This is a genomic window from Colwellia sp. KU-HH00111, from assembly GCF_040362745.1.
Taxonomy (GTDB): Bacteria; Pseudomonadota; Gammaproteobacteria; order Enterobacterales; family Alteromonadaceae; genus Colwellia.
This window is the reverse complement of record NZ_BAABWO010000001.1, coordinates 844,109-868,526: the sequence shown is the minus strand read 5'-3', so window position 1 is coordinate 868,526 and position 24,418 is coordinate 844,109. Positions and strand designations below refer to the sequence as shown.

17 protein-coding genes are annotated in these 24,418 nt (G+C 38.2%); 7 read left to right on the top strand and 10 right to left on the bottom strand.

The genetic code is table 11. From position 1 onward, the window contains the following. Window positions 1-178: 178 nt before the first annotated feature. The 4 genes from ABXG98_RS03760 to ABXG98_RS03745 all read right to left on the bottom strand — a co-directional run bounded on the left by ABXG98_RS03760 (window position 179) and on the right by ABXG98_RS03745 (window position 6,479). A complete protein-coding gene (locus tag ABXG98_RS03760) occupies window positions 179-1,570 on the bottom strand; it encodes a diguanylate cyclase (RefSeq protein WP_353537342.1) in 1,392 nt (463 codons plus the stop codon). A 246-nt stretch (window positions 1,571-1,816) separates the two neighbouring features. Next, on the bottom strand, window positions 1,817-2,878 hold the full coding sequence (locus tag ABXG98_RS03755) for an ACP S-malonyltransferase (RefSeq protein WP_353537341.1): 1,062 nt from the start codon (window positions 2,876-2,878) through the stop codon (window positions 1,817-1,819). Beyond that, complete coding sequence (locus ABXG98_RS03750) at window positions 2,878-5,154, bottom strand: dehydrogenase E1 component subunit alpha/beta (protein WP_353537340.1); 2,277 nt, start codon at window positions 5,152-5,154, stop codon at window positions 2,878-2,880. The genes ABXG98_RS03755 and ABXG98_RS03750 overlap by 1 nt, the downstream gene beginning before the upstream one ends. Before the next feature lie 140 nt (window positions 5,155-5,294). Then, a complete protein-coding gene (locus ABXG98_RS03745; protein ID WP_353537339.1) occupies window positions 5,295-6,479 on the bottom strand; it encodes an acyl-CoA dehydrogenase in 1,185 nt (394 codons plus the stop codon). Between the two features lie 180 nt (window positions 6,480-6,659). Between ABXG98_RS03745 and ABXG98_RS03740 the strand changes: the two genes are divergently transcribed. Both ABXG98_RS03740 and ABXG98_RS03735 read left to right on the top strand, forming a co-directional pair. Further along, window positions 6,660-7,490, top strand: a complete 831-nt coding sequence (locus ABXG98_RS03740) for a LysR family transcriptional regulator (RefSeq protein ID WP_353537338.1) — start codon at window positions 6,660-6,662, stop codon at window positions 7,488-7,490. Window positions 7,491-7,566: 76 nt separating this feature from the next. Then, window positions 7,567-8,688, top strand: coding sequence for an HD domain-containing phosphohydrolase (locus ABXG98_RS03735; protein ID WP_353537337.1), 1,122 nt, complete (start codon window positions 7,567-7,569; stop codon window positions 8,686-8,688). 36 nt (window positions 8,689-8,724) lie between these two features. On the opposite strand, the gene ABXG98_RS03730 is transcribed toward ABXG98_RS03735, so the two are convergent. From ABXG98_RS03730 to ABXG98_RS03720, 3 genes are all read right to left on the bottom strand, one after another. Then, window positions 8,725-9,417, bottom strand: a complete 693-nt coding sequence (locus ABXG98_RS03730; RefSeq protein WP_353537336.1) for a substrate-binding periplasmic protein — start codon at window positions 9,415-9,417, stop codon at window positions 8,725-8,727. Window positions 9,418-9,685: 268 nt separating this feature from the next. Next, window positions 9,686-9,940 (bottom strand): hypothetical protein, encoded by a 255-nt coding sequence (locus ABXG98_RS03725; RefSeq protein WP_353537335.1) that lies wholly within the window; start codon window positions 9,938-9,940, stop codon window positions 9,686-9,688. Between the two features lie 241 nt (window positions 9,941-10,181). Then, on the bottom strand, window positions 10,182-11,147 hold the full coding sequence (locus ABXG98_RS03720; protein WP_353537334.1) for a Gfo/Idh/MocA family protein: 966 nt from the start codon (window positions 11,145-11,147) through the stop codon (window positions 10,182-10,184). Between the two features lie 554 nt (window positions 11,148-11,701). On the opposite strand from ABXG98_RS03720, the gene trpB reads away from it, so the two are divergent. Further along, window positions 11,702-12,904, top strand: coding sequence for a tryptophan synthase subunit beta (trpB, locus tag ABXG98_RS03715; protein WP_353537333.1), 1,203 nt, complete (start codon window positions 11,702-11,704; stop codon window positions 12,902-12,904). A gap of 150 nt (window positions 12,905-13,054) precedes the next feature. Here trpB and ABXG98_RS03710 read toward each other — a convergent pair whose 3' ends face one another. Further along, window positions 13,055-15,094: an oxidoreductase gene (locus ABXG98_RS03710; RefSeq protein ID WP_353537332.1), complete on the bottom strand. Its 2,040-nt coding sequence runs from the start codon at window positions 15,092-15,094 to the stop codon at window positions 13,055-13,057. Window positions 15,095-15,276: 182 nt separating this feature from the next. Between ABXG98_RS03710 and ABXG98_RS03705 the strand changes: the two genes are divergently transcribed. Next, on the top strand, window positions 15,277-15,891 hold the full coding sequence (locus ABXG98_RS03705) for a TetR/AcrR family transcriptional regulator (protein WP_353537331.1): 615 nt from the start codon (window positions 15,277-15,279) through the stop codon (window positions 15,889-15,891). A 167-nt stretch (window positions 15,892-16,058) separates the two neighbouring features. Here the strand turns inward: ABXG98_RS03705 and ABXG98_RS03700 are convergent, their stop codons facing one another. Beyond that, window positions 16,059-19,103, bottom strand: a complete 3,045-nt coding sequence (locus tag ABXG98_RS03700) for an EAL domain-containing protein (RefSeq protein ID WP_353537330.1) — start codon at window positions 19,101-19,103, stop codon at window positions 16,059-16,061. Window positions 19,104-19,307: 204 nt separating this feature from the next. Next, window positions 19,308-19,796 carry a helix-turn-helix transcriptional regulator gene (locus tag ABXG98_RS03695; RefSeq protein WP_353537329.1) on the bottom strand — a complete coding sequence of 163 codons (489 nt, stop codon included), beginning with the start codon at window positions 19,794-19,796 and terminating at the stop codon, window positions 19,308-19,310. A 155-nt stretch (window positions 19,797-19,951) separates the two neighbouring features. On the opposite strand from ABXG98_RS03695, the gene ABXG98_RS03690 reads away from it, so the two are divergent. Genes ABXG98_RS03690 through ABXG98_RS03680 form a run of 3 tightly spaced genes read left to right on the top strand, consistent with a single transcriptional unit; the run spans window position 19,952 to window position 24,398 of the window. Next, on the top strand, window positions 19,952-21,028 hold the full coding sequence (locus tag ABXG98_RS03690; RefSeq protein ID WP_353537328.1) for an efflux RND transporter periplasmic adaptor subunit: 1,077 nt from the start codon (window positions 19,952-19,954) through the stop codon (window positions 21,026-21,028). Then, window positions 21,029-24,103 (top strand): efflux RND transporter permease subunit, encoded by a 3,075-nt coding sequence (locus ABXG98_RS03685; protein WP_353537327.1) that lies wholly within the window; start codon window positions 21,029-21,031, stop codon window positions 24,101-24,103. Continuing rightward, window positions 24,096-24,398, top strand: a complete 303-nt coding sequence (locus ABXG98_RS03680; protein ID WP_353537326.1) for a DUF3240 family protein — start codon at window positions 24,096-24,098, stop codon at window positions 24,396-24,398. Before ABXG98_RS03685 ends, ABXG98_RS03680 begins: the two co-directional genes overlap by 8 nt. Window positions 24,399-24,418 lie beyond the last annotated feature (20 nt).

Sequence of the window (24,418 nt, the reverse complement as noted above, 5' to 3'; positions counted from 1 at the left end):
AGGGTGCTGATAATCTAGTTAAAACTCAAATGATGTTAATGGCTAGTCTCACCTGCAATCTTCGCGCTTTCACTACGGCTTTACACCCAAGCCATTTCAAAGTGAGAGCTTTATAGCCGTCTAAGCGAACTATGATCAAAACATACTGTTAAATAAAGGCTTGTGTACCCATATATAACTAGCTAGAAAAAGTGATATCAACACAATTTCTCCCTTTACTTTTAGCATTGTATAACGCTTTATCAGCTTTTTTAATTTCTTCTTCAAATAAAGACTCTTCAGTCACTAACGTAATGCTAACACCAATACTTACCGTAATATTTAACGACGTATTATCATCAAGAGTAATGCTTAAACTTGCAATTTTTTCCCTTAAACGCTCACAAATTTCAATGGCTTGCTTTTCTTCATTGAGCAGGATACAAAAGATAAACTCTTCTCCACCATAACGACCATAAACATCTTCTTGGCGAAAAAAAGTAGATAGGGTATTTGCCACTTCAATCAACATGCGATCGCCGGTATCATGGCCATGAGTGTCATTGACGTTTTTAAAATAATCTAAGTCGAGAATACTTGTCAGTAATAGTTTTTTGTCACGTTTTGCTCGGCTAAACTGTTGTTTTGCTTGTTCATAAAAACTACGCCTATTAGGAATACTGGTAAGTGCATCGTAATAAGCATGTTGATATAGTTGTTTATTAGCATCATGTAATGCTTGGGTTTTTTCTGTAATAATATGCTCTAGATTTTCTTTTATTTCTTTGAGGCTTTTATTTCTAGACTCTAATTGCTCCGCATAATACTTATCCCCCGTAACATCTCGCTCTAACGCAGCAAAATGGGTAACCTCACCATATTTGTTAGTTAATGGGAATATATTCATGCTCAACCAATAAGGATGGCCCGTTTTTGAATAATTAAGAATAGTTGAGCTGATAGGCTGTTGATTTTTTAATGCCTGACTTACCCTAGATAGCTCTTTAATATCAGTGTCTTTACCTTGCAATATCCGAGGTGTTTCACCAATAACTTCATCCTTAGAGTAACCCGTTAGTTGTTCAAATGCTTTGTTTACGTAAACAATACGTGGCCCAAGTGGTCTTTCAAGGTTATCCGCTTCTGTCACTATAATAACATCTTGTGCGTTATCAACAATTTCACTAAATGAAAAAAGGTGTTTTTGATCGGAAATATCATTAAATGTGACCACAATAAAACTATCGCCAATGTGCTGAGCTGTTTCCAAGTAAGCATTTACCATAAACCAAGTTGGTTTAAGTTGTTGACTATCGATTAAACCGAGAACTTCATTCGTTAAAGGAGCTCTAAATCGCTTAACCAGAGACACGGGAAATTTTTCATGGGGCAAAGGATGGTTGCCTTCATCAATGAAGCGCCATTGAGGGTCCATTGATTTTTTACCTATTATTTGCTCGTGAGATAATCTTAGCAGTTTTAGTGCCGTAGGGTTTGCATATACAATTGATGTGTCCCAAGCGTGAATAACGACACCAATATTAGCATTTTCAAGCAAGGCCTGAAGGGTTACACGACTAAAGCCATTCATTGATACTCCTGAGCAAAACGTTAGGTTAATTTCATCAATGAATAGATTAACTTTCCCTAAGATCTTAGTTCAACAATAGCATAAAAATTCATAAAAAGCAGATGCTCGTTTATGCATCTTGAGGTGATTTGATGTATTTAAAGGTATAATCTTGTGAAACAAAAAACACCGGCAAGAATAGACCCTATATGTATTCTGCCGGTGTTATTTAATACGGTTGCTTATTAACTCGTCGCTTTTGTTAAGTTAAACCACTAGTGTTCGTTGCTCGGGTAACCCCATAGCAAGTATAAACGGATCATTTTTTTGCATCGCAATAAAATCACCTTTACTTTTCATGTCTAACCAATGTTGGCTGATCAAACTTTGTGCTACCGCGCCACCTAAGGTCGCTCCGGGTCCCAAAATAATTAACTTGTCAGGGGCATATTCTTTCACCGCTACTTCAATTGCTTTAGTAAAATTATATGGTGCAACCACTTGCGTACCTAAAGTGTAATCATATAAGCCTTGAATATCGGTGCTATGAGGTTGCCAAATTTGTCCTAATCCATCAATAAGTGGTATCTTAGGCTGGTTAAATAAGCCTGTAGCTAATAACGATTTTGCTTTAATGGATGTGTCATTTAACAACGGGGTATGAAACGCCGCATGATTGAATAAATTCATCGGATAACGGTCTTGCACCATTGGTAATAATGCTTCTAACGCTTTCAGCCCTGCTTTATTTCCACCAAAAACAATATAGCCACCAAGGTTGATAGAGATATGCACCTCACAACCTGCTTGGCTATTAGCTTCAAGCAACCATTGCTCAATATTGGCCACTACTTGCGTATCAATACACCAATTTTCATCGGTAATTGGGTAAATCATTTGCCCACCAATTACGCCATCAGTCATCATAGAACCCATGGTATTAATAAGTTCGATAGCAGCTTCAGGAGGGAGTGCACCCGCTACCGCCAGAGCGATATACCACCCCATAGAATTGCCTGTCACGGCAACAATGTCGTATTCATCTTTATCAATAGCTTGATAGTCGCCCATGGCACAGCCATATATTAGCGCCGAGGCATTTTCACCTGCGGTATGCAAACGCATATTATATTGCCCCATTTTATCAAGCTCTGAAATAGTCACCTGACCTTGCTGATTACGGTAATTATCGATAACCTCAACTAGCTCAGGTTTATCGCTATGCAATCGCTGTAAATAACCTAGCTCTTCTTTGTTGTATGTACCACGGCCTGGGCAAATAACTACCGCTCTTTTTTTAACTTGATTTGACGAATTAGAGCTAGTCATTAGTTGTTCTCCTTATTGACCAAAGCAATTGCTGTATCAACGATTTCTTGAGTTGACGGTAATACATGATAGGCCGCAGCACCTAATGGAATAAAACAGTCTTTAGCGGTAATGCGTTTAGTATTGATCATTTTCTTATTACCTTTGACCTGTGCTTCAACCAATAAAGTGACTAATGCTTCACTGATAGACCCTGTTTGACGACATTCATCAACAATTAAAATATTGTTACACTGAAGCGCTTGTTCAATAATTCCTTGCTCATCTAAAGGCGCTAACCAGCGAAGATCAACAACTCGACAATTAATACCTTGCTCGCTTAGAATTTTTTCCGCTTGGCGTGATAAATAATAACCATTACCGTAAGTGATAATGCAAAGATCTTTACCTTCTCCAAAGGTGCTAATTTTCATCGAATTGTCGACAGAGCACTCAATTGCATCATTAGCGCTAGCTTCAGCCGGAGTAACATAATGTGAAGTCCATAAACCATCGCCTTCTTGATGAAGATCTTTGGTCATGTATAACGCGATAGGCTCTAAAAACACGACCAAACGTTGCTGTTCACGAGCCAGTTTGACACTGGTGCGCATCATTTCGACCGCATCTGTGCCATTTGACGGACAAGCCATAATAAGCCCAGGTATATCACGAAATACAGCAAAAGAGTTGTCGTTATGAAAATGACCACCGAAGCCTTTTTGATAGGCTAACCCAGCAATACGGATCACCATGGCATTACTAAATTGGCCGTTTGAGAAAAATGGCAACGTCGCCGCTTCACCTCGAATTTGATCTTCAGCATTATGTACATAGGCTAAAAATTGAATTTCTGGGATAGGTAAAAAGCCGTTATGTGCCATACCAATGGCTAAACCTAAAATGGATTGTTCATCAAGCAAGGTATTAATAACGCGGTTTTGCCCAAAGCGCTGGCTTAATTTACTGGTAACGTTATAAACCCCGCCTTTTTTTGCTATATCTTCACCGCACATCAGAATATTTTCATTTTCAGCCATTAAATCCATTAAGGCCCAATTAATTAACTTAGCACAATGCTGTTTTTTCTTAAGATTATGTTTTTCATGTGAAAAAAGTTTTAAACGCGCATCTTCATCAACCACTTTATGATAGCGACTACTGACGTTTTCAGGTAATAATGGCGGCTTAATACTCGCCATCACTTGCTCGGCATTTTCAAGCTTAGGCTTAGTCGCCACTTGCTCTGCAACATGAGCAATACGCTGTTCAATATCTAAATAGATGTTAACAATCTCTGCTTGCGTTAAAATATTATTTTCCAACAGTATGCGCGCACTGTGCAGCAGTGGATCATTAAACTCTGTCGCTTCAATATCTTTCATTTCACGGTAAACAAATTCAGCATCTGAGCCGGCATGGCCTAAAATACGCACCGTTCTCATATGCAAAAATACCGGCTTACCCTGCTCTCGTGCTATTTTTTCCGCTTGTTTCGCTTTTTGGTAGGTATCAAGTAAATTAAGGCCATCACAATAAAGATAGGTTAAACCAGCACGATCTTTATAATTTGCCGCAATCCAACCATCAGGGGTTGAGGTTGAAATACCAATGCCATTATCTTCACACACGTAAACAATAGGCATAGGAATAGATTGATAAGCCGCCCATGCAGTGGCATTTAACGCACCTTGGGTAGTTGAATGGTTTGACGAGGCATCACCAAAGTTACATACAACCAAACTGTCTTTGGGCATATTTTTCGATTGCTCATCACTCAATGCCAGCCTTTTCGCTAGTGGCACACTAAAAGCAGCGCCCATCGCTTTAGGTAAATGTGAAGCAATGGTACTGGTTTGCGGTGGAATGTTTAACGCTTTTGAGCCTAACACTTTATGACGACCACCCGAGGTTGGATCATATTTAGAGGCAGCAAAAGACAGCAACATATCATAAATGGGCGTTTGACCTGGTACTTGCTTGCTGCGCTGGATCATAAAAGCACCACTACGATAGTGCAAAAATGCCATATCAGTAGGTCGAAATGCCTTAGCGTACGCGGCATTACCTTCGTGACCAGAACTACCAATAGTATAAAAACTTTGCCCTTTCTTTTGCATAATCCGTGATTGCAAATCAAGGTGTCGGCTAATTACCTGCGTTTCAAATAAATCAATGACATCGGTATCAGATAAACCAACCTCTGCTGGTGTTAGCGTAATACTGGATGTAGGTAAATTATTGGTATTAACAGCATTGATAAAATTATCTCTTACCAATTGGTTACGATCTGACATGGTGACTCCGCAAAGGAAAGGTGCAATTATGTGTGTAGCCCGATAGGCTTGTTATCGAGGGCTACAATTTCGATGAATAGTCTTTGACTAAAGACTATTCAATATCATACTTTTTACATGGTTCTCTACAAAATATGATGTTAATAAAACGCTTGAATACCGGTTTGCGCACGGCCTAAAATCAACGCATGAACATCATGGGTTCCTTCATAAGTATTCACAGCTTCTAAGTTCATTACATGACGAATTACATGGAATTCATCACTGATACCATTACCGCCGTGCATATCACGTGCAGTACGTGCTATATCAAGAGCCTTACCACATGAATTACGCTTGATTAACGAAATAGATTCAGGCGCTAAAGTGCCAGCATCCATCATACGTCCCACTTGTAAACACGAGAATAAGCCGGTAGTAATTTCAGTTTGCATATCCGCTAACTTCTTTTGAATAAGTTGAGTAGCAGCCAATGGTTTTCCAAATTGTTCACGATCAAGGGTGTATTGGCGAGCAGCATGCCAACAGAACTCTGCAGCACCTAATGCGCCCCAAGCAATACCGTATCGCGCCTTGTTTAAACAACCAAATGGGCCAGATAAGCCTTTAGCATTTGGTAGCATATTTTCACTTGGCACAAAGACATTATCCATCACTATTTCACCCGTGATTGATGCACGTAATGAGAACTTACCTTCAATTTTTGGTGCGCTTAAGCCTTCCATACCTTTATCAAGAATAAAGCCACGAATAACCCCATCAAGTTTCGCCCAAACCACGAAAACATCTGCAACTGGCGAGTTGGTGATCCACATTTTTGTACCGGTTAAACGGTAACCTCCGTCAACAGCAACAGCTTTGGTTAACATGCTCGCTGGATCTGAGCCTGAGTTTGGCTCAGTTAAACCAAAACAGCCAATATATTCGCCTGTTGCTAATTTTGGTAAATATTTCATGCGTTGCTCTTCACTACCGTAAGCATAAATAGGGTGCATTACTAATGACGATTGCACACTCATTGCACTACGATAACCACTGTCAACACGCTCTACTTCACGAGCAACTAAACCATAAACCACATAATTAACACCAGCACAGCCATATTTTTCAGGGATAGTTGCGCCTAATAAGCCTAACGAGCCAAGCTCTTTCATAATTTCAACATCAAAAGTCTCATTACGGTTAGCTTCTAAAACACGCGGCATTAATTTTTCTTGGCAATATTGATGAGCACTATCACGGATCATACGCTCGTCTTCTGACAATAAAGAATCAAGCGACAGTGGATCTTGCCAATTAAAAGTAGGACGGTTTGCGTTAGACATAGTAAGCACCTTCTATTTTAGAAAAGTTATTAAAAAATTATCAATGAAATTAGTTATCGCTAAATAATATAAAAACCCAAGCCAAAGTTAAAATATTAATTATCTTTACTTGTTATAGCTTTTACCTATACCAAGATTTATACTTAACTAATTCTTTTCCTCGTTAGCAATAGCAACATTATGGATTTACGTAGCCTTAAATATTTTGTCGCCGTTTATGAACAGCAAAGCTTCAGCAGTGCTGCTAAATTATGTTTTGTCGCACAACCTTCTATCTCTTCATCCGTAGCTCAACTGGAAGAAAGCTTAAACACCCAACTGTTTATTCGCTATTCACGCGGGGTTAAACCAAGCCAAACCGGAGAGCGCTTATACCCCTTAGCTAAACAGTTACTCGGCCAAGCTGATGCTATCAATACGCTATTCACCGATCAAAGTATTAAACAGCCGTTTTATCTTGGGGTAACCAAAGGGTTAGGTGTTGAACGCATGAGTGTGCTACTGAAAGATTTTACAACCTCACAAAACTTAATGGAGCTGACATTAGTGTCACATAATCAAAGCTGTGACGCGCGAATAATTATCAAAGAAGAGCTTGATGAAAAAGAACATTTTGTTTCACTGTGGCAAGAAGATTACAAGCTCGCGCTGCCCTATAATCACGTATTATCACTAAAAGATAAGATTACCCTATCAGACCTAGATAGCTTACCTTTTATCCACCGTTCACCTTGTAGTGCTTGGGATAGCCTCAATGACACCTTAACCTTGGCAGGTTTTAGTGTTGATATTAGAGCCAAAATTCAAACTATTGATTACGCTTTAGGCTTGGTTCGTGCGGGCTTAGGCTGCGCGTTAGTACCGGCGCCACCGGAAGTATTGAATAAATCTGAAATTGTTTTTCGGGAAATTGAAGGCTTAACACTGATGCGAGAAATTGTTTTTGCCTATCAGCAATCGTCACCAATGATACAGCAATTAAAATCTTTAGTGATAAATCACAGGCAATAGCCCTAAATATTAATATTCCCATTCGATTCATAAATGGACTAGTATTAAGGTATATTCAACTTGATGAATCAGCAATATGGCCGAGCATTTTGATCAGCTCAATGAGCTTAATGAACGAATTTCATTACATGAAAAAATAACCGCAACACACAAATCAATAAACGCGTTATTTCCGTTTATTGCCCGTATAGCTGTTGCTATTTATGATCCTGGTTCCGGCCTAATAAAAACCTATATTCATAGCAGTGACATACCGCCTTCATTAAATCACTACCAAGCATATTTAGACGATGTTCCCTCACTAAAAAAAATAAAAGACAGGGGCTTACCGAGAGTAATTAACAACTTCCTTACCTTCGAACACAGTGGCAATGAACACACAAAACGAATTGGCCGACAAGGGTATGTTGCCAGTTATACCTTACCAATGTTTAACAACGGTGAGTTTTTTGGTTTTGTATTTTTTAATTCAAATAAGAAGAATGTTTTTACTGAAACCGTATTACAACAAATAGATATTTATGGCCACCTGATTTCATTGATGGTTATCAACGAAAGCAATATTATTCATACACTCACAGCCGCAGTTAAAACCACAGGAAACATTACCCATTTACGTGACCCTGAAACAGGTAGCCATTTAGATCGCATGTCTCGATACAGCAGACTTATTGCAATGAAACTGGCAGATGAATACAACTTAAGCGACGACTTTATTGAGCATATTTTTATGTTTTCGCCACTGCATGATATAGGTAAAATAGCCATTCCTGATAGTGTGTTGCTTAAACCAGGAAAATTAACCAACGATGAAAAAGATATCATGCAAACACATGCCAAAATGGGTTGTGAGATAATCGATGACTTATTGAAAAACTTTGATCTAGAAAACATCGAATATATCGAAATGTTAAAAAATATTATTGCCCATCATCACGAAACCATCAATGGCAAAGGCTACCCCGAAGGAATTGAAGGAGATCAAATTCCTATTGAAGCGCGCATAGTTGCTGTTGCCGATATTTTTGATGCCTTAACCAGCGTTCGCCCCTACAAACCAGCATGGAGTAACGATAAAGCCAGTACCTTATTAAAAGAGCTTGCAGGAAATACCTTAGATGAAACATGTGTTAGCGCACTACTAGATAACATGAACGAGGTTGAGGATATTCAAACGTACTTTCAAGACAGTATTTAAAGCTCTGCCCCGTATGTAAAACAACCTAACAGTACTTCAGTCTAAGTTCATTAACTCAATACTGCGATTTATTTGCGCTAGTGAATTGGGATTTTTTTTGAGGTAATCATAACTGATGTACATACCAAATGGTTTTTCAACTTCCACTACTTTTTTAAATTGAGACAATACTTGTTGGTCTAGCGCGTGTTCAAATACCGCTTCAGCAACAAAGGCCGCATCAATACGACGTGCTTTTAGCATGTCAATTAAAGCAGACGCCTCAACAGGATGGGCAATACTGTTATAACCACTTTCTTTTAGCCATTTTTCTGTGTTAGTTCCTTTTATCGAACCAACCACTGCTTGGGATTTAAAGCTGTCAGCGTTTAAATCTATGCCTGAGTCGGCCAGCATATACCAACTCCATTTATTCATCATTAACGGCTGGGTGAAAACTGCGATAGCATCACGCTCTGCATTTTGTGTCGCTAAAAACATCCCATCGGCTAACTTGGCTTTTAGCACTTGTACAACCACACCATAGTCGGCAACGATTGTAAGTTTGTATGGGATTTCGGTATTTGCAAACATACGATGTATAAGTTCTGCACCTATACTTACAACCTCTTGATTATGTTCATATGTATAAGGAGGAAAATTCGGAGAGACCAAACTCAATAAATGATTTTGATGAGCAACACTAGGCAAGCTAATCAATAAAAAAGCGAGTGTAGTTAGTATTTTCATAGCGAATATCGCTTTATTATTACGTTCAATACCTTGCAACCAATAAAAAAGGGTCGTTCAAAGTTAAAGTATAGAAGCCATATTAACCCCGTCAAGGTTTGCATTACCATTAAGAACTCCTTGAAGTGACTTAGGTACATGCGCTATGGGAAGTCTCATTGATTTATCTCAATGCTGAACTTGCTTTGAATTTTTCATAGAAGAGGTAAGTAATTCAAAAAATTGATTCTGTCATACTTGAGCTGAATTTGGTTTTTGCTATTGATTTTTAGGGGGTTAATGATGCTGACAAGCTATAACTAAGTGTTAAAAAGTACTTATCTAACTCTTGCTTCAACTGTTGAAAAAAGTCAGTATCTTGATTATTCAACAATGCTGAAACTAACATAAAATCACGTTGTTCCGATGTTGCGCCAAAACCAACCAAAGACGATCGCTCAGAAGATTGTAATAACTCAAGCAGCCTAGGCGGTAACTTATGTTTATGAACAAAAGTCTGCTCTATGGAGGAAGTAAAATTCATAATCAAAAATTCCTTTTTTTACACAAGCACGCAAGAGATAAATAGCCTAACACTCGATGCAAATGGGTACTTAAGCCCAAAATGAATACAAATACAGCCAAATATAAGCATAAACAGGCAAGGACTATAACATATATACAACCTATGTGAATGCATAAAAAAACAGCAGGCAACAAAAAAAATATTATTCACTGAAATATAAAGACATTTTAACTAAATAAGTCAGACACCTTAAACTGACTTAAAATAACCGTTTGATCATCTCCATTTGCTGTTGTAGCAAATGACTGGTGCTATGTGGCATTAATGGATGCTGAACCTGTTGGTCTTGTATTGCTTTTCCGACAGCTTGCGCTTCATAATTAAAGCCTATACTTGCGCGGTTATCACTAAAATGATCAAGTTTTTGATCCGACTTATAGAGTATGCATTGATCGGCTCGCCAAAAATTAGGGATAGCAATATAACCTTGATCACCAATAATATACGCCCAATTTTGTAACTTGCATTGAAATGATGTGGCCAGTGTTAGTTTAACCTCTCCTGCGTCTGCCAAAATAATCACGTCATCGTCAACGCCATTAGGAGCAAGATGAGATTTTACCAGTAAGTTTGACAGGGGCGATTCGCTAAAATAATTGGCGATGGCAAGTGGGTATATGCCCATGTCTAGTAAACAACCGCCGGCGAATTCTGCTTTGTATTCTCTTGATTCACTGTTGTAAGGCATTGGATAACCAAAATCAGCTTTAATGTGTTTTACTTTGCCAATTAGTCCATCGTCATGCCACTGTTTTGCTTGTTGAATTGCTGGTAAAAAGTAAGTCCACATGGCTTCCATTAAAAACAGGCGTTGCGTTTTGGCTAACGCTGTGAGGTTTATACTTTCTTCACTGCTAATCGTAATGGGTTTTTCACAAAGCACCGACTTGCCTGCCATTAAAGCATCATAAGCGTTTTGATAATGAAAACTATGTGGCGTAGCAATGTAAACCACATCAATATCGGGATCGTCAAACATGGCTTGATATCCTTGGTAGGCTTTTTCGATACCGTATTTTTTTGCAAATGTTTGGGCGTCATTAATGTTTCTTGCTGCTACCGCCGCAAGCTTGCCATTGTTAACAAAGGCCATATCTTGACAAAACTGTTGTGCAATTCTTCCGGTACTAACAATACCCCAACGTATTTTTTTGTGATCACTCATGTTGAACCCTTTTTGGCTTTTTGCTTTATTCCACCGAGACAGTTGATGGATACACCGCTATAATGTAAGCGGTTACATTATAGTAATTCAGTGTATCAAAAAAATAATGGTTTGTGCTAGCAATATGCCATCAGTCACATAGAGACATGATTACAGATTAGTGAAGTTTAACCACCGAGGACACAGGCAGGTTATATGCTCCATGCATAACCTAAGTGACCTACATCCATGTAGGCCTTGCTTCGCACTGCACAGAGGAGGGTTTCATTAGTCACGTCATCTTCGAGGTGTTTGATCGAAGATCCCTGTTTTGCCTGTTTTGTCTGGTTCTTTTGCTCTTCTCGGTGAGGACGCAGTCCCTCGGTGTTCTCTGTGGTGATATTGTTTTTGATCTAGGTGCTTTACCCTTAGGCCTTAACTTATAAATTTTATCTAGATTACTTGATTAAGATTAGCAAAATGGCTGGATTTAGCCTTGCTGTATTGTTTTGGGTTGTTTATTCTTTTTTACACTTAACGCTTTTTACACTTCAACTTAATTATCGAGGGATGCAATGAAAGAAAATTACTTTAAAAAATACCCAAATAAAGATGGCTTTTTTAATGACTATGGTGGTGCTTTTATTCCTCCTAATTTAGAGGAGGAAATGAAAAAAATTAATGATGCTTACTTTGCCATTAGTAAATCACATAAGTTTATTTCTGAGTTACGTGATATTCGAAAATACTATCAAGGTCGCCCTACCCCTGTATATCATTGTCACCGCTTATCACAAAAATATGGTGGCCAAATTTATTTGAAACGAGAAGACTTAAACCATACAGGTGCCCATAAGCTAAACCATTGTATGGGAGAAGCATTGCTGGCTAAGCATTTAGGCAAAAAGAAGTTAATTGCTGAAACTGGCGCTGGACAACATGGTGTTGCACTTGCAACCGCTGCCGCATACTTTGGCTTAGAATGTGAAATTCATATGGGTCAAGTGGATATTGAAAAAGAATACCCTAATGTGCTGCGCATGAAAGTATTAGGCGCGACAGTTATTCCGGCAACTCATGGCTTAAAAACTTTAAAAGAAGCGGTAGATAGTGCTTTTGAATCCTACCTGAAAGACCCCGACTCAACCATTTATTGCATTGGCTCAGTGGTTGGCCCACATCCGTTCCCTATGATTGTGCGTGATTTTCAGCGCATTATAGGTATTGAAGCTAGAGATCAATTTTTTGAAATGACTGGCGAATTACCAGACAGTGTGGTGGCTTGTGTTGGCGGTGGTAGTAATGCTATTGGCTTGTTCTCTGCCTTTTTAGACGATGATGAATGTCAACTCTTTGGTGTTGAACCTGCGGGTAAATCATTTAAAACCGGTGAGCATGCTGCAACAATGACATTAGGGAAGCCTGGCGTGATTCATGGCTTTAAATGTTATACTTTACAAGATGAAAATGGTGAGCCTGCCCCCGTACACTCTATCGCTAGTGGCCTAGATTACCCTGGCATTGGCCCCGAACACAGTATGCTTAAAGACTTAAACAAGGTTACTTACGAGAGCATTACCGATAAAGAATGTATTGACGCTTTTTATGAGTTAAGCCGCTTAGAGGGAATTATTCCAGCATTAGAAAGTGCCCATGCGGTTGCTTATGCCATTAAACTTGCACAACAGAACCCTGAGCGTTCAGTGTTGGTTAACCTAAGTGGTCGAGGTGATAAAGATCTTGATTACGTGGTTGATACTTATGGTGTTCCAGAATAAACACTATTAGTCATGTTTAGTGCTGTTTAGAACGGCTCTGTTCAATTCTGCTCTGTTCTATTGTGTTCAGTACCAGAGAATCAAAAAAGGTGACAAAATATTTGTCACCTTTTATTCAATAATGCTGAGTACAATATGTTGCGATTTTTATTATGATAATTGTATCGCTAGCTCTAAACCTTGTTTAATAGCACGTTTAGCATCAAGCTCTGCTGCTACATCTGCTCCACCAATTAAATGATAAGGTTTGTTTAAACCTGCCACTAGCTCTCTGGCTGGGTCTTGACCAGCACAAACAATGATATTATCAACGGCTAATACTTGTGGTTCACCAGCAATAGTTAAATGCAAACCGTCATCATCAATTTTATGATATTCACACCCGGCAAGCATTTTAACGTTTTTATGTTTAAGCCCTGTACGGTGGATCCACCCTGTAGTTTTACCTAACCCTGCGCCAACTTTACTGGCTTTGCGCTGCAATAAATAAACGTCTCTAGCTGGAGGGGTAATTTCTTTTTGCATTCCTTCAATACCTGCACGCGCTTTAAGGGTCATATCGACTCCCCACTCTTTCATGTAAGCGGCAATATCTTGGCTAGTGCCTTGCCCTGCATGCACTAAGTATTCTGATACATCAAAGCCTATGCCGCCAGCGCCAATCACGGCAACTTTTTTGCCTACGGCTTTTTTATGTTTGAGCACGTCAATGTAATTGAGCACTTTGTCGTGTTCTATACCTTCAATGACTGGGGTTCTGGGATTAATGCCGGTAGCAATAACTACATCGTCGAAATCACTGTTATTGAGTTCATTCGCAGTAACTCGGGTATTTAATTTAACAGTGACCCCGGTTAATGTTAATTGACGAGAATAATAACGAATGGTTTCATCAAACTCTTCTTTGCCTGGAACTTGTTTGGCGATATTAAATTGTCCACCTACTTGGCTTTCTCCGTCAAACAGTGTGACCTCATGTCCTGCTTGTGCCAAGGCGGTAGCGGCTGAAAGCCCGGCTGGGCCAGCACCCACAACCGCAATTTTTTTGATGCTTTTAGTCGGTATGATATTAATCTCAGTTTCGTGACAGGCTCTTGGGTTAACTAAACAACTGCTCATTTTTCCTGAGAACACATGATCTAAACACGCTTGGTTACAGCCGATACAGGTATTGATTTCATCACTTCGACCTTCGGCAGCTTTATTGACAAATTCTGCATCAGCCAAAAATGGCCGCGCCATTGAAATCATGTCTGCATCGCCATTTTGTAGCACTTGCTCAGCAACTTCAGGCGTATTGATACGATTAGAAGTAACCACAGGTATAGTGAAATGTTCCTTGTATTTGGCTGTAACCCACGTAAAAGCGGCACGTGGCACTTTGGTTTGAATAGTTGGAATACGTGCTTCATGCCAACCTATGCCAGTATTAATAATGGATGCCCCCGCTTTTTCTATCGCTTGGCCAAACTGTACCACTTCGTCAAAACTACTGCCGCCTTCAACGAGATCCATCATTGAAAGGCGGAAAATTATAATGAACTTTTCACCCACTGCTTCACGAATTCTTCGTACGATTTCAACCCCTAGTTTTATGCGATTTTCATAAGCACCACCCCAGTCATCATCACGTTGATTGGTTCTTAGGGCGGTAAACTGGTTAATGAAATAACCTTCAGAGCCCATGACTTCAACACCATCGTAATTCGCTTGCTGGGCTACTAAGGCTAAATCAACAAAACTTTGAATTTCGTGTTCGATCATTTCTACCGTACAAGCTTCTGGCTTCGCTGGGTTAATAGGTGCTTGTATTGCTGAAGGGGCTATTGGGCTTGGATTATAGGCATAGCGCCCTGTATGCAGTATTTGCATACAAATTTTACTATCGTACTTGTGTACCGCGTCGGTAATTTCTTTGTGCTTTGCAATGTCTTCTGCTGTTTCAATTCTTTTAGTATTTGGATGCGTAGCACCGCGCTCTGATGGTCCAAAACCACCAGTAACCATAAGCGCACAACCGCCTTTGGCTCGTTCGCCAAAATACGCCGCCATACGTCGAGTGCCGTCGGGGTGTTCTTCTAAACCAGTGTGCATAGACCCCATGATGATACGGTTTTTTAGGGTAGTAAAACCAAGATCCAGTGGTGCTAATAGTTTTGAAAATTGTTGTTCAGGCATTTGCTCAGACATAGCTTCTCTCTTTATAGGCAATTTATATTTTAATTATCATTGACCCATTTTTTTGAATCATTGATTTTGACCAGTCACTTTCAATAAGTTGACATTGTCAAGTTAACATAATTATAAATTACACCCAAGCTATGACGCTGTCAAGATTGATTGTTTAACAATTCGCTGCTAAATTGGCTGTTATGAAAAATACTCCAGAAAAATTAAACTATCATCACGGTGATTTGCGTACCACTTTACTACGCGTTGCCAGTGAGATGATTAAAGAACACGGTATTGAAGCCTTGTCTTTACGAAAACTTGCGGCTCAAGTTGGTGTATCAAGAACTGCGCCTTATCATCACTTTAAAGATAAAAATGCGTTGTTATGTGGTATTGCTGAAAATGGCTTTGAAAAGCTTAACCGGATAAATCAGCATGGCTTCGAAGAAACACATTTATCACCCCATGAGCGTTTTAGCCGGTTTATTCATAATTACATCAGGTTTGCCAGTAACAACGCTGAACTCTATGAATTAATGTTTGGTCGTACTATTTGGAAAGATAAAAATAGTACGCAAGAGCTTCGCGATTGTGCTTACCCATGTTTTCAATTTCAGGTGACCATGACCCAGCAATGGCAACAACAAGGATTGCTTAATGTTGATGATAATGCCTTAAGAGTATCTCAGGTTTTGTGGGGAACGGTACATGGGATCGCCAAGTTATTTATTGATGGTATCTATACTGATAATAGCAAAGTGGAAGAGATCTGTGACTATGCGGTGAATATGTTTTTAGCTGATAATAAGCAATAGTTTTCTGATATTTGGAAATAATTCAAATTAAATTGAAATAAATTGAACTTAATCTAATATGCGCACTCTTACTTAACAGTAATGTTATTCCCTTGATGTTTCATGTTTTATGCACCTATTATTTAGGTGCATTTTTTTTGCGTTTTTTTGCATTTTTTGTTTGATTTTTAGAAACTATTTATCGATTTTTTAATACTCCAACTTGCATCAGGCTGCCAATGGCTAATCCACCCAGGAATTTCATTGCCCGGCATAGGTTTAGCAATGCCATAGCCTTGTGCGAGTTCACAGCCAATTTGTAACAGCGCTACCCCATGTTCAACCGTTTCAACCCCTTCAGCAATAACTTCGCGTTTAAATGATTTGGCTAAGGCGATTACACCTTCAACAATAGCAAAATCATCGGCATCATGGAGCATGTCACGAATAAAGCTTTGATCTATTTTAATTAAGTCTGCGGGCAACCTTCTTAGGTAAGTTAAAGAGGAGTATCCGGTGCCAAAATCATCTAAAGCAAAATTGACTCCAAGCGCTTTGCAGGCATTCATTATTTTTGAACCATGGTTTACGCTTTCTAAGGCACTAGTTTCTAATACTTCAAGCTCTAAATATTGAGGTTTAATGTTGGGGTGAGCAGCTAGCAAGGATGCCAATTTTTGCGCAAAGTCTGGTTGTTGCAGTTGAACTGCGGCAATATTGACGCTAATTTTAACTGGCGCGGTGAGTACGGTAGTTTGCCACTGACTAATTTGTTGCAAGGCAGTATTAATAACCCACTCACCTAGTTCTATCATCATGGGGTTATTTTCAATTGATGGTAAAAATTCTATTGGGCTTAATAAGCCGCGTGTAGGATGTTGCCAACGAATCAGCGCTTCAACCCCAGTGACTTCTCCCGTTCTCATATTAACTTTCGGTTGATAATACAACACAAATTGCTGATTATCGAGGGCGGTGCGGATAGCTTCAAGCACTTCATGTTGTTCTTTAATGGCAACATCTTGAACCGTATCAAATAGGTGATAACGGTTTTTACCCAACTCTTTTGCTTTATACATCGCTTGATCCGCATGGCGCATCAACTGATCAGCGGCAACATTATCCTGAGGATAAAGGGTAACACCAATGCTAGCTGAAACATTGAATATCTGCTCTTCTATCGTCACTGGCGCAGACGATGCTTCTAACAAGCGTTCTAGGACAGGTTCGCAGTCTTCAACTTTAGCTAAATCAGACAGTACCGCAACAAATTCATCGCCACCAAGGCGTGCTAAACTATCGCCTTCTCGTAATGCATCTTTCATGCGAACGGACAGAGATACCAACAGTTTGTCTCCAGCATCATGACCATAAACATCATTTACTTGTTTAAAACCATCTAGGTCTAAAAACACTACCGCCATTGACAATTTATGACGATTACATTGCAACATTGACTGGGTAATGCGGTCGGTGAGCAACACGCGGTTTGGTAAGTTAGTGAGTATATCGTAATGGGCAATACGGCTAAGTTGTTCTTGCTGTAGTTTGCTTCTGGTAATATCAGTGAACATTCCGACATAATTAACGGTATTATTATCAGCATCTTTTAACACAGAAATAGTGAGTAATTCTGCATATAGTTCGCCCGTTTTTTTACGATTCCATACCTCTCCTTGCCAGTGGCCGTGCTTGTTAATGCTTTGCCACATAGCTTGATAGAAGGCTTCATCTTGCTTATTTGAACTGAGAAAACGTGGATTTTTTCCAATAACCTCTTCACGCTTGTAGCCTGTTACCTGACAAAATGCAGGGTTCACATCAACTATATGCTTATGGCTATCAGTGATAATGATGCCTTCATGGGTGTCGCTAAATACTTGTGCCGACAATTGCAATTTATCTTCTATTTTTTTGCGCTCGGTAATATCTATAGAGGCCCCTAACATAGTGATAGCTTTACCGCGATGGTCTCTAACGACATCCGCTTTTTCATTTATCCACAACACACTACCGTCAGCCAAAATAATGCGATGATCAACATTATATTCAACGCCAGATTCAATGCATTGATTGAGTGCATTAACGACTTTAGCTTTATCATCAGCATGAACATTATCAAGAAAACTTTCTAAGGTTATGGTTGCTTTTGCTGGAATTTTGCCAAATAATTTTAACGCATGGGCCGACCAAGTAATGATGTTATTTACAATGTCCCATTCCCAGGTAATTATGCCACCAGCCTTTTGACTTAACAGTAACCGTCTTTCACTTTCAACATAACGCTCAATATTGCCTTGTAAATCTTTTGTTCTTTTTATTACCATTTTTTGTAAACGTAAGTTACTCAACTTTAAACGCGTTAACAAAAAAGCTAAAAAGGTGGTTAATGAAACAAACAATAACCCTACAAATATAGAAAATACAAGTGCGGGAGTATTGCTCCAACCATCAATGGGATAAGCAATAAAGGTCCAATGGCCATTAGGAATTGGAATATTGAACACTTCAGGTGCATCAATTATTTTGGTGTTTGATGAGGCTATTATTTGTATATGGCCGGTATCAGAATGTTTTCGAGACAGTTGATAACCTATACCTGAGCTACTTAAGGATGATAAATTAGTGGTATTAAGTGCCTCAGGAAAGCGAATTAATACGGAAGAGAATCCCCAAAAAACTTGACCTTGTTTACTGTTTAAAAAAATCGGTAGTCGTGCAATTGCACCAACCCCTCCTTGAATTAAATTAAACGGACCAGCCAAAGTAAGTTTACCCGAGGAAATTGCCAGCTGCGCTTCTTTATCTTGTGTAGGATCAGATAAAAAATCATGTCCGATTGCTAACTCGTTGCCTTCAATAGGCACTGAATATTTAAGCACACCGTTGGGAGATAATTGTAAAGAGGCAATACTGGGATACAAAGCCAGCATTTCTGTTGCTAATTCGGTAAAACCTGTCACTTTACCGTTTTGAGCACGCACTAATGCTGCTAATGGATAAGCTGCTGATAAGGTTTGATTCAAATCGGTTCTAATTTGGCTAGCAAAACTAGCGGCTATTTTTTGTACCGTGATATATTTTTGTTGATAATTATATTGATAAAGTAAATGAACGGCATAGCAAGCAAACGCCATTGAAATAACAAAGGTGAGCAGTATGGCAGCTGAATGTTTAAACATTGATAAAAACAGCCCAAGCAATTGTAAATAAATTGACTTTATTACTGACATGACTCAACCGCTTGATTAAGCTATAGCTTGTAAATACTGCTCTCATTCATCCCTACCTGAAAGGTTTTTCTACAAATAATCTACTACAGGTAGCCCTTAAGTTACAAGTAGAAGATCAAAAGCTACAGTTGGTTGCTCTAGCGCTCTCGTGCCCTATGGGGAGCTTGATTTTTTAATAATATCGTTTGATTTAACACTTCAAAATCACATAAAGTCTTCTAGAAACCATGCAGCAAACTCGTGCCTACCATCAACATTAGCTTTACTGTAGATAACCGAAGCTTGTTGTCTAACCGTTTTTTCTTTGGTATTTCTGACCGCACTAATTTCTTTAAAGCTCAAGCCCTTTAATAATAACATTGCAATTTCTTGCTCACTTGAGGTGAGTGACCATAGCTCGAATTGGTTATGAATCACAGCACTGTATTCGTGCCGTGCTGTTATCATTTCATCGGAAATATTTCTAAATTTATCATCCGAAATTAATAACTCTTGTTTTAATCTTGAAATATCAGATGTTCTTGCATTTATATCCTTAATTAAAAATAACGCACCGACTCCTGAAACGATGACAATAAGGCTTTCCGATAGAATATGCCAACTAGGCACACCTAAAGATATATCGGTAAACACATCAAAAAAATTCAAAATCATTATAACAAGCAAAACTATCGCTATGAACTTATCTCTCATAAACCCTCTATTATCAGCAAGATAGAATTTCAACAGACATATGTACCATGTTAAAAGAAATATAACAAAACTGTAAAAACCAACGTATGTCTAATGTTTCAACATCATTTAAAAGTAATAATTCAATCATAAATTTTTTATAACGATTGAACTATATGACATTACCCTTCAGAAAAAAAACTATAACAAATGATGCAACACAATATACGCTATTTTGGTTCTTATTAGTTGTCCTAATTCAAGTATCTGCCGTAAATGCAGGTGAACATTTGAAAATGATCAAATTGTCTTCATTAGGTGCATTTGAAACGCAATTTTCAAAAATAGAAAAAGTTAATAAAATGAAAGGGCAAAACTTAATAGGCGACGTTAGCTATATGCCAGGAAAGAACTTTTCTGTAAGGCTCCCATTTGATACACAACAAGTCAATTATTTAGTAACCAATGGTAGTCAGGTCAAACAAGGGCAAAAAGTGGCTATGGTTGAGGGTTACGATGTGCATCATTTTATCGAATCATATAATTCATCAAAAGCACTACTAGAAATTCAAGCACATCATTTTCAAAGAAATAAACTATATTTTGAGAAAAAAACAATAAGAAGCTCACAGTGGCTTGAAATAGCTGAAAACTACTATGAAGCTAAACTAAAATTTGAACATTTACAGCACCAAATGTCTTTTTTACATATTGCTCAAAATGAGCAAGTCAGCCTTATTAGCCCTATAAATGGGGTAATACAAATACCAACCCCAGCAAGCAGTAAATTATCAGGTGAACTTTCCTTCGATGTCATAAATAAAGATGCTCTCAAAGTTCAAATTAGCATGCCGCTAATGTTAGCTTCGAGCATATCTCACTTTGAAGTTAACCCGACCTGCAACCTTGAGGTTAATTATATCGAGAATATTGCAGATAGGTTCCACCAGAGGTTGTGGGCTTCACCAACATCAACACACTGTCAATTAACGCTAGGCCAATCCATCACAGTGACTCCAATAAGGCATGTTAATGGATTTAAAGTTGCTAAGTCAGCCATTTTTGAATATGAAAATAAAGATTATATTGCTTTAAAAGTAAATGACGCTTTGTCTTTAGTTCCTATTCACCTTTTAGGTACAAACGAAGCAAATTATATTTTTACAACTAAAGAACATATTGAAAGTAAGCATGCACTTATTAGCTCGGTAAGCATTCTTCAAGGAAGTTTACTTAATTTAGGGACTGATTAAATGTTGAACCTAATCATTAAATTTTCACTGATTCAGCGTTTATTTGTTAGTATTTTCGTAGTGTTAGCAATGTTTTTTGGAGTAAAGTCTTGGTTGGGAATACCTGTCGATGCATTTCCTGAAATATCGCCTACACAAGTAAAAATAGTACTTAAGCTACCTGGCATGAATGCTTTAGAAATTGAGTCTCAAGTTACACGAATCATTGAGACTGAATTATTGGGTATCCCTGCTCAAGAAATGCTGAGATCAACAACAAAATATTCTATAACCGATATCACTCTAGATTTTAAAGATGGCACTGACATATATTGGGCAAGGCAACAAGTAAACGAGCGCTTGGCTAATATACTGCCAAGCCTCCCCTCAAATATTAGTGGTGGAATGGCTCCAATGAGTACGCCATTAAGTGAAGTGTTCATGTTTACCATCGAGCACCCTACGCTGTCACTTACCGAGAAAAGAACATTACTTGATTGGCATATTCGTCCTTTGCTGAGAACCGTATCAGGAGTAGCTGACGTAAATAGCTTAGGTGGCTTCGTAAAGACCTATAAAATAGTGCCTAATATATTGTTAATGCAGCAATACCAGATATCATTTGAAGAAATTGCATCTGTTATTGATGTTACCAACCAAAATGGTGGCATTGGGCGTATTATTAAAGGCAACGATACTCTCATTCTTAGAACTGAAGGTAAGTTTACTGATATTAATTCGATCAAAAATACCGTGGTTAAGATAGTTAAAAATAAAGTCGTTCGACTCGATGATATTGCAAAAATTCAGGTAGGGAGCTTAACAAGGTATGGTGCTGTTACCAAAAATGGTAAAGAAGCAACGCAAGGCTTAATAATAGCGTTAAAAAATAGCAATACAGCCCAAGTAGTGACTGATGTAAAAAATAAACTTAAAGAGATTGAGGCGTCACTACCGCAAGGAACAAAAATCAATGTTTTTTATGATAGATCTAACTTGATTGATACCGCGATAGACACAATCACAAATGCCTTAGGCCAAGCGGTTATTTTAGTCATAGTATTACTAGCCATATTTCTCGGAGATATCCGCTCTTCATTAGTTGTTTCATTATCACTACCTATGGCTGCACTGATGACATTTATTTTAATGAAGCAGTTTAACTTATCGGCAAACTTAATGAGCCTTGGTGGACTTGTTATTGCTATAGGTATGTTGGTCGATTCTTCCGTAGTCATTGTTGAAAACATCGTCAATAAATTAGCCGATAATCAGCATTTACCAAGGTTGCATGTTATTTTCAGGGCTTGTAAAGAGGTGGCAACCCCTGTATTTTCAGGCACTATAATAATTATCATAGTGTTTTCTCCTTTATTAATGCTGTCAGGTTTAGAAGGGAAACTATTTACTCCTGTTGCACTTACTATAGTATTTGCAATGCTAAGCGCTTTGATTTTATCACTTACTATTATTCCTATACTTTCGTCTGTTCTACTTAAAAATGAAGCTATTAAGCCACCAAAGATTATAATGCTTTTACAGAAGTTTTATGTCAATTCACTGTCAAAAACTACGGATAAACCTGCAACACTGGTTTTATTATCACTGAGTATATTGGTTGTTAGTCTAGTTCTTTTTCAATATTTAGGTAAGAGCTTCATGCCAGTGCTCGACGAAGGTGACATTATTGTACAACTTGAAAAGTCCCCTAGCATTTCCTTAGCATCATCTGTGCGTATTGATGAACAAGTTGAAAAAGAACTCTTGCAAAATATTCCTGAAATAGTACAAGTGGTTGCGCGAACCGGCTCGGATGAACTTGGTCTTGATCCTATGGGATTAAATGAAACAGACGTATTTATGGAGCTTGCACCAAAAAGTGAATGGCGCTTCGATACCAAACAGGAATTAATTGAAGATATTCGTAAAACACTGACTAAATTTCCAGGTATGGGAATCGGTTTTACCCAACCAATACAAATGCGAGTATCTGAAATGTTAACAGGTAGCACTGGTGATATTTCAATCAAAGTTTTTGGTAATGATATTTCCATACTTGCTACATTAGTAGAAAAAATAGCAATATTAGCCAATACCATAGAAGGTGCTTCTGACGTACAAATGGCAATTATTGAAGGTGGAAAGTATGTAAACATAAAACTCATTTCAGAAATTGCCAGTCAATTTGGTTTATCAACGCAACAACTAAGTCACTTCTTAACATCTCAACTTGAAGGACTACAAGTATCTTCTTTACTTGAAGGTAATCGTACCATCCCTATTGTTTTTAACAGCACACAAAATATGAGTTCAAGTCACAATGAAATATCTTCAATAACCGCATTAAAGCAAAAACTTATTTTAATGCCAAATAATGAATTATTACCCCTTGAACAAATTGCTGACATTACGTTTAAAACAGGTCCTCTTTTAATAGAAAGAGAAAAAGGAAACCGATTTGCTTCTGTCAGTGTCAATGTAACTAACAGAGATATTGTTAGTTTTGTAGAAGAATTACATACTAAAATAGACTCGGCTATCAAGCTTCCTTCAGGTTACACATTAGCTTTTGGAGGTGAATTTGAAAGCCAGCAACGAGCAACCAGAAATTTATTAATTATGATTCCTATCGCTGTTTTACTAATCTTTATTATTTTGTTTACAACCTTTAAGTCTATTGCTAAATCAGCGTTAATTATTGCCAATATTCCGTTTGCTCTAATGGGAGGAGTTATTGCATTGTATATGAGTAAGGAGTATTTATCAGTTCCCGCCTCGGTAGGTTTTATTGCCTTGCTAGGTGTTGCCGTATTAAATGGTATTGTTATGATTAGTTACTTTGAACAAACCAAGCTATCTTCGACCAACATAGTAAAGCGTGTGATTGACGGTGCAAATCGTAGGTTAAGGCCGGTATTAATGACCGCAACAACAGCAATGTTTGGTTTATTGCCTTTGGTTTTTGCAACAGGTCCAGGCGCTGAAATACAAAAACCTTTAGCTATTGTAGTTATCGGTGGACTAATAACATCAACAATTACCACACTATATTTACTCCCCATTTTTTACTGTTGGTTGGAGAAAAGATATGCTTGAAGTATCAATGTTTACTTTAATTGTTCCAGTAACATTAAAGGATGATGTGGTTGATTGTTTGATGAGTTTGCCAAAGATCTCGGGCTTTAATTTGACGAAAATGAGTGGTTATAGTAAAGAACACAGCTTATATGACATATCTGAGCAAGTAGAGGGTTACAGAGCCTTCTATCAATTTGACATACTAATAACTTCAAATGAGATAAATGCGCTTAAACATCATCTTAAACCCATTTGCCAGGGGGCAAAATTAAGATATTGGGTAACGCCTGTGACAGATAATGGTCACTTTTAACCTATACTACAACTAAAAGA